The sequence below is a fragment of the Nocardioides sp. Root122 genome (genome assembly GCF_001425025.1).
Classification (GTDB): Bacteria; Actinomycetota; Actinomycetes; order Propionibacteriales; family Nocardioidaceae; genus Nocardioides.
Map to the genome: position 1 here is coordinate 45,454 of NZ_LMDE01000005.1, position 14,733 is coordinate 60,186.

At 72.5% G+C, this 14,733-nt stretch carries 19 protein-coding genes; 16 read left to right on the top strand and 3 right to left on the bottom strand.

The features are described 5' to 3' along the window. The first annotated feature begins 9 nt into the window (after window positions 1-9). The 15 genes from aroC to ASC64_RS06605 all read left to right on the top strand — a co-directional run bounded on the left by aroC (window position 10) and on the right by ASC64_RS06605 (window position 10,989). Window positions 10-1,188: a chorismate synthase gene (gene aroC / locus ASC64_RS06540; RefSeq protein WP_056906742.1), complete on the top strand. Its 1,179-nt coding sequence runs from the start codon at window positions 10-12 to the stop codon at window positions 1,186-1,188. Next, complete coding sequence (locus ASC64_RS06545; protein WP_056906743.1) at window positions 1,188-1,688, top strand: shikimate kinase; 501 nt, start codon at window positions 1,188-1,190, stop codon at window positions 1,686-1,688. Before aroC ends, ASC64_RS06545 begins: the two co-directional genes overlap by 1 nt. Continuing rightward, complete coding sequence (aroB, locus tag ASC64_RS06550; RefSeq protein WP_082550256.1) at window positions 1,685-2,836, top strand: 3-dehydroquinate synthase; 1,152 nt, start codon at window positions 1,685-1,687, stop codon at window positions 2,834-2,836. The genes ASC64_RS06545 and aroB overlap by 4 nt, the downstream gene beginning before the upstream one ends. Then, entirely contained in the window at window positions 2,833-3,618 is a 786-nt protein-coding gene (locus tag ASC64_RS06555) for a DUF402 domain-containing protein (RefSeq protein ID WP_056906744.1), read from the top strand. Before aroB ends, ASC64_RS06555 begins: the two co-directional genes overlap by 4 nt. Further along, window positions 3,615-4,052, top strand: a complete 438-nt coding sequence (locus ASC64_RS06560) for a type II 3-dehydroquinate dehydratase (RefSeq protein WP_056906745.1) — start codon at window positions 3,615-3,617, stop codon at window positions 4,050-4,052. The genes ASC64_RS06555 and ASC64_RS06560 overlap by 4 nt, the downstream gene beginning before the upstream one ends. Window positions 4,053-4,139: 87 nt before the next feature. Next, window positions 4,140-4,838 carry a hypothetical protein gene (locus ASC64_RS06565; RefSeq protein ID WP_056906746.1) on the top strand — a complete coding sequence of 233 codons (699 nt, stop codon included), beginning with the start codon at window positions 4,140-4,142 and terminating at the stop codon, window positions 4,836-4,838. Between the two features lie 60 nt (window positions 4,839-4,898). Beyond that, window positions 4,899-5,738, top strand: coding sequence for a PhzF family phenazine biosynthesis protein (locus ASC64_RS06570; RefSeq protein WP_082550257.1), 840 nt, complete (start codon window positions 4,899-4,901; stop codon window positions 5,736-5,738). Window positions 5,739-5,847: 109 nt separating this feature from the next. Continuing rightward, window positions 5,848-6,033 carry a hypothetical protein gene (locus ASC64_RS06575; protein ID WP_056906748.1) on the top strand — a complete coding sequence of 62 codons (186 nt, stop codon included), beginning with the start codon at window positions 5,848-5,850 and terminating at the stop codon, window positions 6,031-6,033. A gap of 109 nt (window positions 6,034-6,142) precedes the next feature. Continuing rightward, entirely contained in the window at window positions 6,143-6,904 is a 762-nt protein-coding gene (locus ASC64_RS06580; RefSeq protein WP_156385060.1) for a histidine phosphatase family protein, read from the top strand. After that, window positions 6,897-7,772 (top strand): NAD(P)H-hydrate dehydratase, encoded by an 876-nt coding sequence (locus ASC64_RS06585; RefSeq protein ID WP_056906749.1) that lies wholly within the window; start codon window positions 6,897-6,899, stop codon window positions 7,770-7,772. Before ASC64_RS06580 ends, ASC64_RS06585 begins: the two co-directional genes overlap by 8 nt. A gap of 297 nt (window positions 7,773-8,069) precedes the next feature. Continuing rightward, window positions 8,070-8,192, top strand: a complete 123-nt coding sequence (locus tag ASC64_RS22975; RefSeq protein ID WP_268788228.1) for a hypothetical protein — start codon at window positions 8,070-8,072, stop codon at window positions 8,190-8,192. Between the two features lie 44 nt (window positions 8,193-8,236). Next, window positions 8,237-9,112, top strand: a complete 876-nt coding sequence (locus tag ASC64_RS06595) for an ERCC4 domain-containing protein (RefSeq protein ID WP_056906751.1) — start codon at window positions 8,237-8,239, stop codon at window positions 9,110-9,112. Beyond that, window positions 9,109-9,792, top strand: a complete 684-nt coding sequence (locus ASC64_RS06600; RefSeq protein WP_056906752.1) for a GAF and ANTAR domain-containing protein — start codon at window positions 9,109-9,111, stop codon at window positions 9,790-9,792. The genes ASC64_RS06595 and ASC64_RS06600 overlap by 4 nt, the downstream gene beginning before the upstream one ends. Window positions 9,793-9,876: 84 nt before the next feature. Then, the gene (locus ASC64_RS21955) at window positions 9,877-10,068 is read left to right on the top strand and encodes a hypothetical protein (protein WP_156385061.1); all 192 of its coding nucleotides are present in this window, start codon (window positions 9,877-9,879) and stop codon (window positions 10,066-10,068) included. Between the two features lie 354 nt (window positions 10,069-10,422). Then, a complete protein-coding gene (locus ASC64_RS06605; RefSeq protein ID WP_235563560.1) occupies window positions 10,423-10,989 on the top strand; it encodes a histidine phosphatase family protein in 567 nt (188 codons plus the stop codon). Window positions 10,990-11,168: 179 nt separating this feature from the next. On the opposite strand, the gene ASC64_RS06610 is transcribed toward ASC64_RS06605, so the two are convergent. From ASC64_RS06610 to ASC64_RS06620, 3 genes are all read right to left on the bottom strand, one after another. Next, a complete protein-coding gene (locus ASC64_RS06610; RefSeq protein WP_162245773.1) occupies window positions 11,169-12,188 on the bottom strand; it encodes a DUF4185 domain-containing protein in 1,020 nt (339 codons plus the stop codon). Window positions 12,189-12,435: 247 nt separating this feature from the next. Then, on the bottom strand, window positions 12,436-12,897 hold the full coding sequence (locus ASC64_RS06615; RefSeq protein ID WP_156385062.1) for a hypothetical protein: 462 nt from the start codon (window positions 12,895-12,897) through the stop codon (window positions 12,436-12,438). Window positions 12,898-13,188: 291 nt separating this feature from the next. Beyond that, on the bottom strand, window positions 13,189-13,839 hold the full coding sequence (locus ASC64_RS06620; protein WP_056906755.1) for an SDR family oxidoreductase: 651 nt from the start codon (window positions 13,837-13,839) through the stop codon (window positions 13,189-13,191). 33 nt (window positions 13,840-13,872) lie between these two features. On the opposite strand from ASC64_RS06620, the gene ASC64_RS06625 reads away from it, so the two are divergent. Beyond that, window positions 13,873-14,688: a phosphotransferase family protein gene (locus tag ASC64_RS06625; protein ID WP_056906756.1), complete on the top strand. Its 816-nt coding sequence runs from the start codon at window positions 13,873-13,875 to the stop codon at window positions 14,686-14,688. The last annotated feature ends 45 nt before the right edge of the window (window positions 14,689-14,733 follow it).

Consider the following 14,733-nt stretch of genomic DNA (forward strand, 5'->3'; position numbering starts at 1 on the left):
ACTTCCCCCATGCTCCGATGGCTCACTGCAGGCGAGTCCCACGGTCCCTCGCTGGTGGCGATCCTCGAGGGGCTGCCCGCCCATGTCCGCGTCACGACCGACGACATCACCGACTCGCTGGCAAGGCGCCGCCTCGGCTACGGCCGCGGCGCACGGATGAAGTTCGAGCAGGACCAGGTGCGCGTCCTCGGGGGCGTGCGCCACGGCGAGACCCAGGGCGGCCCGGTGGCCATCGAGGTCGCCAACACCGAGTGGCCCAAGTGGGAGAAGGTCATGTCGGCCGACCCGGTCGACCCGGTCGAGCTCGACGCGCTGGCCCGCAACGCCGCCCTGACGCGACCCCGCCCCGGCCACGCCGACCTGGTGGGCATGCAGAAGTACGCCTTCGACGAGGCGCGCCCCATCCTCGAGCGCGCGTCCGCCCGCGAGACCGCGGCCCGGGTGGCGCTCGGGCGGGTGGCCTCCAACTTCCTCGAGCAGGCCGTCGGCGCGCGCATCGTGTCGCACGTGGTCTCGCTCGGCGGCGTGAAGGCCCCGGCCGGTCTCGTGCCGGAGCCCGATGACGTCGCACGGCTCGACGCCGACGAGGTGCGCTGCCTCGACCCCGACACCAGCGCGGCGATGGTCGCCCGCATCGACCAGGCCCACAAGGACGGAGACACCCTCGGCGGCATCGTCGAGGTGGTCGTGCACGGCCTGCCGCCGGGCCTCGGTTCCCACGTGCACTGGGACCGGCGCCTCGACGCCCGGCTCGCCGGCGCCCTGATGGGGATCCAGGCCATCAAGGGCGTCGAGGTCGGCGACGGCTTCGAGCTCGCCGACACCCCGGGCTCGCAGGCGCACGACGAGATCGTGCCCACCGACGAGGGACTGCGCCGCACGTCCGGCCGTTCCGGCGGCACCGAGGGCGGCATGTCCACCGGTGAGGTGCTCCGCGTGCGCGCCGCCATGAAGCCGATCGCCACGGTCCCCAAGGCCCTGCGCACCGTCGATGTCGCGACCGGCGAGGCCGCCGTGGCCCACCACCAGCGCTCCGACGTGTGCGCCGTGCCGGCCGCCGGCATCGTCGCCGAGGCGATGGTCGCGCTCGTCCTCGCCGACGCAGTCGTGGAGAAGTTCGGCGGTGACTCCGTGACCGAGACCCGGCGCAACGCCGAGTCCTACCTCGACACCCTGCGGTACCGCTGATGCCGCCTCGCGTGGTGCTGGTCGGCCCGATGGGGGCGGGCAAGACGACGGTCGCGGGCCTCCTCGGCAGTGCCTGGGGCCTGCCGGTGCGCGACACCGACGCCGACATCGAGGCCTCCAGCGGTCGCGAGATCTCCGACATCTTCGTGGAGTCGGGCGAGGACCACTTCCGTGAGCTCGAGGCCCACGCCGTGGCGACCGCGCTGTCGGAGCACGACGGCGTGCTCGCTCTCGGGGGTGGCGCGGTGCTGCGACCCGAGACCCGCGACCTGCTGAGGGACGCCACCGTGGTCTTCCTCCGCGTCGGGCTCTCCGACGCGGTCAAGCGCGTCGGCCTCGGAGTCGGCCGGCCGCTCCTGCTCGGCAACGTGCGGTCGCGGATCAAGGCGCTGCTCGACGAGCGGACGCCGGTCTACGAGTCGGTCGCCACCCACGTCGTGGACACCGACGGCCGCGCTCCCGACGAGGTCGCCGCGGAGATCCAGGAGCTGCTCCGATGAGGGAGCGGCAGACCCGCGAAGACCAGCAGGCGGCGCACCAGACGGCGACGGTGGCGGACACGGTCCTGCACGTCGGCGGCGCGGCTCCCTACGACGTGGTGGTCGGCCGCGACCTGTCCGGACGCCTCCCCGGACTGCTCGGCGAGGGAGTCGAGCGCGTCGCGGTGCTCTACGCCGGCACGCTCGGCGCGCTGGCCGACCCCGTCGTCGACGCCCTCGTCGAGCACTACGACGTGCTCGCCCTCGGGCTCCCCGACGGCGAGCGCGCGAAGACCGCCCCGGTGGCCGCCGACTGCTGGGAGGCCCTCGGCGAGGCCGGCTTCACCCGCTCCGACGCCGTCGTCACCATCGGCGGGGGAGCGACCACCGACCTCGGCGGCTTCGTCGCCGCGGCCTGGCTGCGCGGCGTACGCGTCGTCCACGTGCCGACCACCCTCCTGGCGATGGTCGACGCGGCGGTCGGTGGCAAGACCGGCATCAACACCGGCGCCGGCAAGAACCTCGTCGGTGCCTTCCACGAGCCCGCCGGGGTGCTGTGCGACCTCGCGCTCCTGGACTCGCTGCCCCGCGAGGAGCTGGTCTCGGGCCTGGGTGAGGTCGTCAAGTGCGGCTTCATCGCCGACCCTCGGATCCTCGAGATCGTCGAGTCCACCGACCCCGCCGACCTCACGCCCGACTCCGCCGAGCTGCGCGAGCTCGTCGAGCGGGCCGTGCAGGTCAAGATCGACGTCGTGGTGGACGACCTCAAGGAGACCGGCGGCGCCGACGGGCACCCGGGCCGCGAGGCGCTCAACTACGGCCACACCCTGGCCCACGCGATCGAGCGCATCAGCGACTACTCCGTCCGCCACGGCGAGGCCGTGGCGATCGGCTGCGTCTACGTCGCCGAGCTGGCCGCGCGCGCCGGCTCCCTGGCTCCGGCACTCGTCGAGCGCCACCGCACCGCGCTGTCGCGCGTAGGACTGCCGACGACGTACGCCGCCGCCTCCTTCGAGGACCTGCACGCCGCGATGAAGGTCGACAAGAAGGCCCGCGGCTCCCAGCTGCGCTTCGTCGTCCTCGACGACCTCGCGACGCCTCGCATCCTGGCCGGTCCGAGCGAGGACGACCTGCGCGCGGCCTACGCCGCGATAGCCTCCGCCGGGTGAGCGAACCCGAGACGCGCATCTCCGACTCCGGCGGCACGATGCAGCGCCTCGCAGGTGCGCCCTCACCGCGTGGCGTCGACCTCGGCGTGTTGTCGACACTGCGCCTCGCCGAGACCGAGAGGCCGTGGGTGCAGGCCGGCGTCGGTCCGTTCCTTCCCGGAGGAGCAGTCGTCCAGTGGCGCTACGGCACGAGGTGCGACCCGATGCGGGTGGTGCGCGACGACCACCGGGGGCTCGTCGCCTGGCTGGCGCCCGACACCGAGCTGCTGTCCTCGGCGCCGAACGACGGCGTCGCGCTGCGCGACCGGCCGCTGGCAGAGCGCTTCCTGGGCGCGAGGGTGCCGACCGTGGGTCGATGGCGTGGCGGCGGGATCCTGCGCATCGCGCCGACGGATCGGCCGTGGTCGGTGTGGGTGTTCCGGGAGGAGGACGGCTCGCTCGCCGGGCACTACGTCAATCTCGAGCTGCCGCACCGCAGGCACGGCGACGAGACCAACACGCGCGACCTCATCCTCGACCTGTGGCTGGAGCCGTCGGGTGTGCTGTGGCTCAAGGACGCCGACGAGCTCGGGGCGGCCGTGGCGGTCGGGCGCATCACGCCCGAGCAGGCCATCGAGATCAGGGCGCTGGCCGACTGGGCTCGCGCGGAGCTCGTCGAAGGCCGCGACTGGCCGCTGGACGAGGACTGGACCACGTGGCAACCACCGGCGAGCTGGGGCAGGCCACCACTGCCGGACACTCCGCTGGTCCGCTCCGCGCGGCTGACTACGCTGCCGTCATGACCCGCGTGCTCGTGCTGAACGGACCCAACCTCGGTCGGCTCGGCCGCCGGCAGCCGGAGATCTACGGGACCACGACGCATGCCGAGCTCGCGCACCAGTGCGTGGAGTGGGGCCGAGAGCTCGGCCTCGACGTCGAGGTCCGTCAGACCAACCACGAGGGCGAGCTGCTCGACTGGCTCAACACCGCGGCGGACGACGGCGCGGCGGTGGTCCTCAACGCGGGGGCGTGGACCCACTACTCGCTCGCGCTCTACGACGCCTGTGCCCAGCTCACCGCACCGCTCGTCGAGGTGCACATCTCCGACCCCAAGCAGCGGCCGGAGGAGTTCCGGCACACCTCGGTCGTCGAGCCGCACGCGAAGGCGACGATCGCCGGCGAGGGGATCGACGGCTACCGCCAGGCACTCGACGTCGTGGCGGGCGCGACCGCCTGATCACCCCCCAGGGGTGTATCACCGGCTGCTTGGCGCGCTCCCTTACCGAAGGGGCACCACGGCGGTGCCCGGCTCGGAGGTCGTCCCATGTCCACCACGAGGATCCGCTCGCACCGGCGAGCCGTACCAACCCTGGTCACGTTCCTGGCCGCGTCGCTGCTGGTGGCCGGAGAGGCGTCGGCGGCACCGCCGGTCGCCGAGTCGGGCCCCGACGTCACCGCGGTCGCCGGCAGCGACGCCCAGCTGTCCGGCAGCGTGAGCGACCCCGACGGGGACGCGCTCGAGATCCGTTGGCTGATGACCGTCGTGAGCGGCGGTGACGTGTCGAGCTGCACCTTCAGCGGCCCGTGGTCGTGGGCGCCGCTGACCGCGCAGGGCCTCTCGCCCACCCTCAGCTGCACGCAGCCGGGTGAGTACCTCCTCCAGCTCATGGTCGGCGACGGCACGTCGTCCGACGACGACACCGGCGCACTGGTGACCTTCACCGATCCGGACACGACTCCGGCCACGTGCTCGTTCCGCCCGTGGGTCAAGCGTCTGACCAGCCTGCGCATCGGCGACGCCCAGTCGGGCGTGGAGTCCTACACCGTGGTCCACACCTTCAACATCGCGATGAAGCCGTCGTCGGGCATGTGGTCCCCCCCGACGCCGTCGACGACGCTGCAGTGGTCGCGCCCCGGCCGCGGGCCGGGGGTGGCGCTGGTCAGCCACACCAACGGTGCCGGCCTGAGCGGGGAGTGCGTGCTGTTCGTGCGCCGCGACGGCACTGCCACGGTGGTCAACTGACCTCCTGCCACTCCCTCGCGGGTGGAGTGGCAGGACCCGTGGCTGTGCTTGGATCACCGGGTGCTGCCCTTCCGCCAGGTCGACGTCTTCAGCGCCACCCCGTGGCTCGGCAACCCGCTGGCGGTCGTGCACGACGCCGACGGCCTCAGTGACGACGTCATGGCGCGGTTCGCCCGCTGGACGAACCTCTCGGAGACCACGTTCCTCTGCGCGCCCACCGACGAGCGCGCCGACTACCGCGTGCGGATCTGGACGACGGGTGGTGAGCTGCCCTTCGCCGGGCATCCCACCATCGGCAGTGCGCACGCCTGGCTCGAGGCGGGCGGCGTGCCGCGTGGCGACGTCGTCGTGCAGGAGTGCGGTGCCGGCCTGGTCGACGTACGCCGCTCGCCCGGCCTGGGCTTCGCCGCCCCGCCGCTGCGACGGTCCGGGCCCGTCGAGCCCGAGCTGCGGGCCCGCGTGCTGGCCGCGCTGGGCGTGGACGAGGGCGCTGTGCAGGACATGGCCTGGATCGACAACGGACCCGGCTGGGTGGGGGTCGATCTCGGCAGCGCGGAGGCCGTCGTCGACGTCGTGCCGGACATCGCCGCCTTCGCCGACCTGAAGGTCACCGTGCTGGGGCGGTGGGGCCCGGTGCATGCCGCCGAGCTCGGCGCGGAGGTCGAGGTCCGTGCCTTCTACGCCGACGGGCGCGACTTCGGCGAGGACCCGGTGACGGGCTCGGCCAACGCGGGCCTGGCCCAGTGGCTCATCGGCGCCGGTGCCCTGCCGCCGACGTACACCTCGCGCCAGGGCAGCGTGATCGGGCGCGAGGGCCGGGTGCGGGTGGCCGCCGAGGGCGACGAGGTCTGGATCCACGGCGACGCCGTCACCCGCATCCTCGGCGAGGTCGACCTCTAGTCAGCTCGGCTGTGCACGAACATCCGCAGAACTGCGGATGTGCCCGCGACCGGGCCACGCGAGACTCGACCCGAGGCCGGCACCTGCGTCGGCCAGGTGAGGGGGAGCCATGAGCGTGCTCAGCAGGAGCGCCCACGCAGACCAGCTGGAGTCCGAGGTGCGCGACGCGACGTGCTGCACGTCGTGCAACCGCTGCCACGGCTGCCGGGTCAAGCTCGAGGAGGTCCGGGCGGTGCGCCGCGAGGCCGTGATGCACACGATCAGCAAGGTGCGGCCGCGACGACCTGCCTGGTGACGGGCCTGGTGACCCTCCGCTGATCCGTCAGGCGGCCGATGCATCGGCGCGCCCACGTCGGGGTAACGACTGGCGTGACGATCCGCGACGGACGAGCGAGGAGGACCACGTGGGGCTGACGGGTGTGCTGCAGGGCAGGCGAGGTCCGGTCGAGCTGGTGCTGGTGCGACACGGCGAGAGCGTCGGCAACCTCGCTGACTCGGAGGCCAGGGACGCGGACGCCGAACGTCTCGAGCTGTCCGCGCGCGACGCCGACGTGGAGCTGTCGCCCAACGGCGAGGAGCAGGCGCGCACGCTGGGCAAGTGGGTCAGCGGGCTGGACGAGGCGGAGCGCCCCGACCTCGTGGTGAGCTCGCCCTACCGCCGTGCCGCCGACACGGCCCGCACCGCGCTCGAGGTGCTCGGCGCCGACGTGCTCCTCGACGAGCGGCTGCGCGAGCGCGACCTCGGCCTCTTCGACGGCCTCACCGGCAAGGGCATCCGGGCGCGCTACCCCGAGGAGGCGCAGCGGCGCTCCCACGTCGGGAAGTTCTACTACCAGCCGCCGTCGGGCGAGAGCTGGGCCGACGTGGTGCTGCGGGTGCGCAGCCTGCTCGCCGACCTGCGCGAGGGCTACGACGGCTGCCGGGTGTGGCTGTTCACCCACCAGGCCGTGATCATGTCCTTCCGCTACGCCCTCGAGGGGCTCGACGAGGCGGAGCTGCTCGACATCGACCGCTCCGTCGCGATCTCCAACGCCTCGATCACGCGCTACGAGAGGCGTGACGACGGGCTCGTGCTGCGGGCGTTCGCCGACGACGGCCACCTGGCCACGGGGCCGGCCGAGCCGACCGACGAGCCGGACCACGCCGGCGAGGAGCCCGATGCCTGAGGGAACGCTCGTCGACGCCGAGCTGCTCCGGGACTGGCCGCTGCCCGAGCCGGGCACGGACAAGGAGGAGCGCGGGCGACTGGTCGTCGTCGGCGGGAGCCGGGACACCCCCGGGGCCGGACTGCTCGCCGCCGAGGCGGCCATGCGGGTCGGTGCCGGCAAGGTGCGCCTGCTCACCGCCCGCTCCTGCGTCCCGCCGCTCGCCGTGGCGGCACCCGAGCTGATGGTCACCGGCCTCGCCGAGGACGCGTCCGGCAACCTCGACGCGACTGAGGCGCCGCTCGTCACGGAGTGCGCGCAGGGCAGCACCGCCGTGCTGCTCGGCCCCGGGTTCATGGATGTCGCGGCCGCCGGTCAGCTCGTGGCAGCGGTGGTGCCCGACGTGGAGGGCACCGTCGTGCTCGACGCGTTGGCATCGGCGTACGTCACCGGCGACCCGGAGCGGGTGGCGCGCCTCGCCACGACCGTCGTGCTGACCGTGAACCCCACCGAGCTCGCCAGCTGCCTGGAGCTGGACGAGGACGAGGTGGAGGAGGACCTGGCGGGGCACGCGACGCTGCTGGCCCGGCGTACCCGTGCCGTGGTGGTGTGTGGAGGGCCGACGAAGTTCGTGGCCCACGGCGACGACCTGTGGCGGGTGGAGGCCGGCAACGCGGGACTCGGCACGGCCGGGTCGGGCGACGTGCAGGCAGGCATCGTCACCGGCCTGCTCGGGCGCGGCGCATCGCCGGTCCAGGCAGCAGTGTGGGGTGCCTTCCTCCACGGTGCCGGTGGTGACCGGCTGGCCGAGCGGGTCGGTCCCGTCGGCTTCCTCGCCCGCGAGCTCCCGGCGGAGCTGCCGGCGCTGCTCGCCCAGCTGACCGGCTGACGTCGTCCACGCAGTGGTCCAGACATGCGTAGTACTGCCGATGTGGCGCGTCGCCCGCTGCGGGGAGACTCGGCCAACGACGCAGCGAGGCGCTGCGGCGGGGGAGGAAGTCATGAGAAGCGTCGTGGGCAGGAGCGCACACGCCGACCAGCTCGAGGCCGAGGTCAGGGACGCCACGTGCTGCGTCGCGACCGACCGTTGCTGGTCGTGCGAGGTCAAGCTGGGGGAGGTGCGCGCCGCCCGGCGGGACGCGCTGCTGCACACGATCAGCACGGTCAGGCCGAGGAGGCACCACCGATGATGGTGCGCGACGGGGCCGTCGGAGCCGGCAGCGCCGGCCGCGTGCCTACCTCGGTCCTCCGCCCCGACGACCCGCGGCAGGACGACGCCGCCGCCGAGGACGAGCAGCCACCTCGCTGAGGGCTGCGCGCATGCCGCAGCCGGTGGATGGGTAGCGTCGAGGGGTGCACGAGACGGGCCCGGTGCTGGTCGACCACCGCGAACGCAACAGCGTGGTCCCCGCGGCGCTCGCTGCCGCCGGCCTCGAGGTGCAGCTCGCCGACCTGCCCGTCGGCGACTACGTGCTCGGCCACCACCTGGCGGTCGAGCGCAAGGGGGCCGCCGACCTCGGCGCCTCGATCCGCGACGGTCGGCTCTTCGACCAGGCCGTACGCCTGCAGGCGGCGTTCCCGCTGGCCGTGCTCCTGGTCGAGGGTGAGCCGCGCATCGCGGAAGACGCGTGGCGCGGCGCGGTCTGCCGGCTCATCGAGGACGGGTTCACCGTGCTGCACAGCCTCGACGCCGACGACAGCGCCGCCTGGGTCGTACGACTCGCCAAGCGTGCGCGACGAACCGCGTCCACGGTCCGCAACGAGGGCCCCCGTCGCGCACCTCGCCATCCGTCCGCCCAGGCCGAGGTGATGCTGTCGGTCGTGCCCGGGATCAGCCCGACGATGGCCCGCAGCCTCCTGTCGGCGTACGGCAGCCTGGCCGCCATCGCCGCCGCGGACGACCTCCGGCGCCACCCCGGCATCGGACCGGTGCTGGCCGCGCGGCTCACCGAGGCGCTCGGCGCCGACCACGTCGGGCACGCCGACCGCGAGCCCGAGCCCGGACGAGCTCCTCGTGGTTCGCGCTCACTGCGACGCTGGGCGCTCACGTCCGCTGTAGACCCGGAGGGGGAGGCCGAGTCCTACGACCGCAAGGCCATCGCGCTGCGTGCCCTGCGGAGCGCGGCGGAGGGGACCCAGCTCATCGACACGCTCACGGGCGAGGTGGTCGCCGAGGCGGATGCGGCAGCCGAGCTCGCCCCGACGGGGTCGACTAGGGTCTCAGGATGACCGACGACGCCCGGATGCTCGAGGCTTCCCAACGACTCGCGGCCGCGCTGCGGCCAGGTGACCTCGACGCGACGCTGACCAACATCACCGCCGCAGCCGTCGAGGTCCTTCCCGAGGTGACGGCCAGCAGCATCACGGTCAAGCACGCGGACGGGCGGCTCGAGACCTTTGCCCCGACGGCCGGCGTCCTGCGCGAGGTCGATGCCGCGCAGTACGAGTTCCAGGAGGGACCCTGCTACGAGGCCGCCGTCGACAGCGTGCACGTCACCTCTCCCGACCTCCGCACGGATGAGCGGTTCCCCCGCTACGCACCGGTGGCGCTCAGCGCGGGCTTCCGGGCCCAGGCGGGCATCCGGCTCTTCGACGCCAAGACCTCCAACGGCGCCCTCAACCTCTACTCGGACACCGTCGGGGCCTTCCAGGACCTCTCCGTCCTCTCCCAGTTGTTCGTCCACCAGGCAACCGTGGCCCTCGACTACGCACGGCAGATCGACCAGCTGCAGGAGGCGGTGACGAGCCGCCAGATCATCGGCCAGGCGGTCGGCATCGTGATGGAGCGCTACGGCGTCGACGAGGCGCGGGCGTTCGGGTTCCTCACGCGTCTGTCGAGCCACCAGAACCTCAAGCTCCGGCTCGTGGCAGAACGCCTCATCCAGGCCACGGGCGAGTCCGTGCAGTAGTCGTCCGGCGCGCCACTCGTCCGGTGTGGGCCGGGACTCCGAAACGTCCTCGCAACCGAGGTGCCGACCTCGTAGCCTCGCATCGTGACTCCTGAGGACGTGCGCGTGCTGGCTCGGTCGGCGCCCGAGCGCTGGTCCGAGCTCGAGCTCGTCCACCGGTCGGACCACGTCGACGTACGTGCGACGCTCCGGCACGGTGAGCTGCACGCCACGCGCCTGGGCGACGGACACCGCATCCACGAGGTCGGCGATGCTCGATCCCTACGAGCTCGGTGACGGGGTCACGATCACAGACGTCCGCAGGGAGCATCTCTTCGGTCGTCCCACCGTGGCCTTCGTCGCCCACGCCGTCCCGGGATACGACCCCGTCTGCTCGTGCTGCCCGCTCGTGCAGTCGGAGGTGTCCCAGCGTCTCGGAGCACGGCGACGACTGGCGTCCGCGACCCGGCGAGCTGCCGGACGGTGTCGACATGGCGCTCGACCTCGCCGTCGGCATCGTCGTCAGCAGCCGGCAGCGCGGCGGGTCCCGCGGCCACTGGTTCACCAACGAGATCACCCGAGTTGTCTGACTGGGGGGAGCGGCCGTGATGGACGGATCAGCCACGTCCCGGTCGAGTAGATTCCGCTGGTGTGAGGTCCCTCGTTGTGGTCAGGCACTCGATGACCCGCAAGGGCCGCCCGGCCACGGACTCCGGTTCGCACTTGTCGTCGGAGGGCGTGCGGTCGGCACGCGCGCTCGGTGACGAGCTCCCGGCCTTCGCCCACGTGGCCGTCGGTGACCAGCCTCGTCACCTCGAGACCGCCGTGGCTCTGGGGTGTGCCGTCGACGAGCGGATCGCATGGCCGTCCGGGTACGTCGACCGGGTGGTCGCGCACCACGACCAGTGGGCGTGGGCGGAGCCGTTCCGCACGTACGCCGAGCTGCTGGCCAGCAGCTCCGCCCTCGCCGAGATGGCCGAGGCGCACCTGGCGCACTGGCACCGCATGCTCAGTGGCGTGGGCGACGACGCGGCTGTCCTCGTCGTGTCGTCCGGTGGTTCGATCGAACCGGTGCTCGTCGCTGCGATGCCGGATGACGACCACGCATCGTGGGGGAGCGCCTTCCACCACCTCGAAGGAGCCCGTCTCTCGTGGGACGGCCATCGCTTCCGGTCCCGTCAGATGATCCGGCGGGGGCGAGCTCCAGCGCCGGCGTGACGTCCGGGACGCGAGCCGAGCCGCGGTTCAGCCCGAGGAGCGCGGCAGTGCAACGGTCCCGCGCGGCGTCATCGGCACACCGGGGGACACCATCGTCGTCAGAATCCGGCAGCGTGGGGGATCCCGCGGCCAGTGGTTCACCAACGAGATCATCCGCGCCGTCTCGAGCCCACCCGGGGTCAATCGGGGAGCACCAGGCGAGCGAAGTGCGGTGGATAGAGCCTTGGGTCACCACACACGGCAGCCAGGTCCTGGTTGTTGCGGCTCCAGGAGATCACGACGGTGCCTCGGCGAGGAAGCAGCTCGGGATGCGCGAGCGGCATGTAGCGCAGCTCGCCGCGACGCTCGTTGCAGGCGAGACGTCCCACGACCTCGGGACTCGCGAAGGGGCCCCGTGGGCTTGATCCCGACCAGAGGACCAGGTCGGTGCCCAGGAACTCGTCCCGTTTGCTGAAGGCCCACCACCGCCCACCAGAGCGGAACACGCTCAGGGTCTGCGAGACGCCGCCCACCTCGGGGATGAGAGGTGCCGCGCTCTCGGGATCTGTGTTCCAGGTAGTGCCATCCCAGTAGCGCCACCGGGACTGGACCTCCACGTCCTCCACCCGCATGCGTGCCACGCGCAGGGCGAACCCGTGGATCCCGGTCAGCGGCCGTGTGGAGGTGCCATAGAGGTAGGCCCAGCGCCGGGTCAGCGCTGCTGCGGCGCCCCAGGCCGGACGATGCGGATCGCGCCGGTCCGCACCGAGCTCGCGCACTGCCTCGAGCGACACTCCCGAGGGAGACACCGAGAAGCGTGCGATCGCCGGACCCAGGACCGCGAAGCCGAAAGGGCCGTCCGACACCGTATGCACGCGCTGTGTGAGGACGTACAAGTGGCCCACTCCGTCCCTGTCCGCCCAGAAGGCCGACATGGGCCAGTAGCCGACGCCGTCTGACCGCTCGGGGATCAGTGACGAGTTGTCGGGTCCGTGGAGGACTCGTACGCAGCCCGGCCGGAACAGCAGTGCCGAGTTGCGCACCAGGTCCGGTCGTTCGTCTGCGCCCACCCGAAGCGTGTCGGCGAAGAACCACAGCCGGCCGCGATCGGGCAAGGTGACATCCACACCGACGTCACCGCCAAGGAAGTCAGCCGTACCGGGCGACGAGCGCACGAAGCGGTTGAGCGCCTGCACCGAGTCCAGCGGGCCGATGGCCACGCAGGCAGGCTCACGGGAGCTCGGATCCGCCGCGGAGGGTTGCTCGACCGCCGTGGACCGCAGCAGGACTCCGGACAAGCCCACCAGCACACCCAGCGCCATTAGGCGCCGACCCCACGCGGGTGCCCGGTGCCGCCGAGTCGGCGAGGTCACGAGAGGACTCACTTCCTGCAGGTTCTCCCAGCAATGTAGGCCCACCCGCACCCGGCGGGCTGGGGTCCTCCGACCCCCGGCTCCCGGGACCTTTTCAGCAGGCAGGACTGCCGTCGTCGTGAAGCCCGACCTTCGTTCGGACGACAGGGCCTCCCTGCCTCGCCATCATGTCGTCATAGAGCCAGAAGCCGTCCAGGTACGGGTCATCGCACTCAACGCCGAGATCAAACACCTGATGACCGTCGTCGGCAGCGCATCCGTAGTAGGGCACTGGGAACTGAGCGCCGAGTTGCCAAACTTCATCGCAAGGTCGCTCTTCGACGATCGCCGCCTGGGAGAGCTCGGCGCAAGGGTCGTCTCGCTCGCGGGAGGACGCGGAGTCCAGATCCTCGGCGGCGGACCCCACCACGAGGCACTCGACGGTCTCACGTGGTTTGTCAGCCAGACCGCCTGCTGCGCCGGAGCTGTCGGATGCGTCCGAGCAACCAGAGGACGCGCCAAGAACGACGACCAAGCCGCCGCACGACAGGGCGCGACGCGCCGAGGGCATCTTCATGGTCGCTCCCTTCGCTCGAACGAGCTGCAGCGTAGTTGCCCGTCGCGCTGAGTATCCGGATCCGCTGCCGGGATGGTGGATGTTCGTGGCGCCGAGTGACTCCAACGAATGGCCTCAGGCGGTCGGCCCTGGCGAAACGACAGGCTGACCATCCGGACCTGATGCAATTTCCGTCGCTGCGGTCAGACGGGCGGGTGCTGGCTGAAGCGATCGACTGAGGTCCACACGATGGACCAGGCACTCGTCCTCCGCGACGTGTGCGGTCCGCACGAGCTCGCTCGAGCCGCGAGGTCAGAGCGAGGCGAGCCAGGTGTCGATCGGGACCTCGCCGTCGCCGAAGACGAGCGTCTTGCCGTGGGCGCGCGGGTCGCCGAGCACGGCGGTCGCGACCTGGGCCACGAGCTCTCGCGACGTGGTGTCGCCATCGCCGAAGGTGGCGTCCGGGTTGACCGCCTTGCCGCCGGGCTCGAGGGTGAGCGTGCCGGGCGCCAGGATCGTCCAGTCGAGGCCGGTCCCACGGAGGTGCTCATCGGCGGCGATCTTCGCGTCCTGGTAGGGCCGGAACGGGTTGTCCTCGGGCACGAGCGCGTCGGTCGTGGAGCCGGAGAACGACACCATCACGTAGCGGCTCGCGCCTGCGGTCGCGGCCGCGTCCATCGAGCGGATCGCGGCGTCGCGGTCGACGGCGTACGTCCGCTCGCGGCTGCCGCCGCCCGCGCCTGCCGACCAGATGACCGCGTCCTGGCCGGCGAGCTGCTCGGCCAGTGCCGCCTCGTCGGCGTCCTCGACCGAGGCCACGAGCGCGCGGGCACCGGTGGCCTCGACGTCCGCTGCGTGGTCGGGATTGCGGATGACCGAGGTGACCTCGTGCCCCGCCTCCACGAGCATGGGCGCCAGGAGCAGCGCGATCTTGCCGTGTCCGCCGATGATGGTGACTCGCATGGTCCCGACGCTACACACGGCTAGGTTGGCGCGGTGCAGACGTCCACCCACGCCGTGACGCTGGGCGACACGGAGGTCCGCAAGGAGTTCGTCGCCGACCACGAGGCGCAGGCGGAGCGGGAGTGGGCGTGCCTGGCCCTCCTCGCCGAGCACGCGCCCGGCCTCGCTCCTCGGCCTCTTCGGCGCGAGGACGGTGCGACACCGGTGATCGTGATGGAGCGCCTGCCCGGACGGTCGCTGGCCCCGCAGCCGCTCGACGCCCGTCGCACCGCCGCGCTGGGGACGGCACTGCGCCGGTTGTACGACGTACCCGTGGCGGCGGTGCGGGACGCCGGCATCGGGCCGCGGAGGTACGGCGCGCGCGAGCACGTGCAGGTCATGCAGGACTGGCTCGCCGACGACGTCGACCTGGGGGAGTGCCGCGACCCCTTGCTCGTCCGCGAGGCGCTCGAGGCGGCCCGCACCTTCCTCGCTGACCCGCCGCTTCCCGAGCCGTGCGAGACCGCGCTCGGCATCGCCGACCTCAACCCGGCCAACGTGATGTGGGACGGGAGGGTCGTCCGGCTGCTCGACTTCGAGGACGGCGGTCTCAGCGACCCGGCGTACGAGCTGGCCGACCACGTCGAGCACCTCGGCAGCCGCCTCCCGGCGGTGTACGACGCCGGCGCGCTCGCCGACGCTGCCGGCCTCGACGCCGAGGCGCGGGACCGGATGGCCGCCTACCGCCCGCTGTGGGCGACCTTCTGGCTCGCGATGCTGCTGCCGGGCAACACGGCGTGGCGGCGCAACCCGCCGGGCACCACCGAGGGCCAGGCCGCGCATTTCCTGGCACTCGCGGGTGCCCACTAGACTTGTCCGTCGGCGCCGGGCGCACCCAGCTCGACAGCCACGATC

Coding starts and splice junctions, on each gene's coding strand:
- aroC (WP_056906742.1), top strand. CDS start 10: ATGCTCCGATGGCTCACTGCAGGCGAGTCCCACGGTCCCTCGCTGGTG.
- ASC64_RS06545 (WP_056906743.1), top strand. CDS start 1,188: ATGCCGCCTCGCGTGGTGCTGGTCGGCCCGATGGGGGCGGGCAAGACG.
- aroB (WP_082550256.1), top strand. CDS start 1,685: ATGAGGGAGCGGCAGACCCGCGAAGACCAGCAGGCGGCGCACCAGACG.
- ASC64_RS06560 (WP_056906745.1), top strand. CDS start 3,615: ATGACCCGCGTGCTCGTGCTGAACGGACCCAACCTCGGTCGGCTCGGC.
- ASC64_RS06565 (WP_056906746.1), top strand. CDS start 4,140: ATGTCCACCACGAGGATCCGCTCGCACCGGCGAGCCGTACCAACCCTG.
- ASC64_RS06575 (WP_056906748.1), top strand. CDS start 5,848: ATGAGCGTGCTCAGCAGGAGCGCCCACGCAGACCAGCTGGAGTCCGAG.
- ASC64_RS06585 (WP_056906749.1), top strand. CDS start 6,897: ATGCCTGAGGGAACGCTCGTCGACGCCGAGCTGCTCCGGGACTGGCCG.
- ASC64_RS22975 (WP_268788228.1), top strand. CDS start 8,070: ATGATGGTGCGCGACGGGGCCGTCGGAGCCGGCAGCGCCGGCCGCGTG.
- ASC64_RS06600 (WP_056906752.1), top strand. CDS start 9,109: ATGACCGACGACGCCCGGATGCTCGAGGCTTCCCAACGACTCGCGGCC.
- ASC64_RS06615 (WP_156385062.1), bottom strand. CDS start 12,897: ATGAAGATGCCCTCGGCGCGTCGCGCCCTGTCGTGCGGCGGCTTGGTC.
- ASC64_RS06620 (WP_056906755.1), bottom strand. CDS start 13,839: ATGCGAGTCACCATCATCGGCGGACACGGCAAGATCGCGCTGCTCCTG.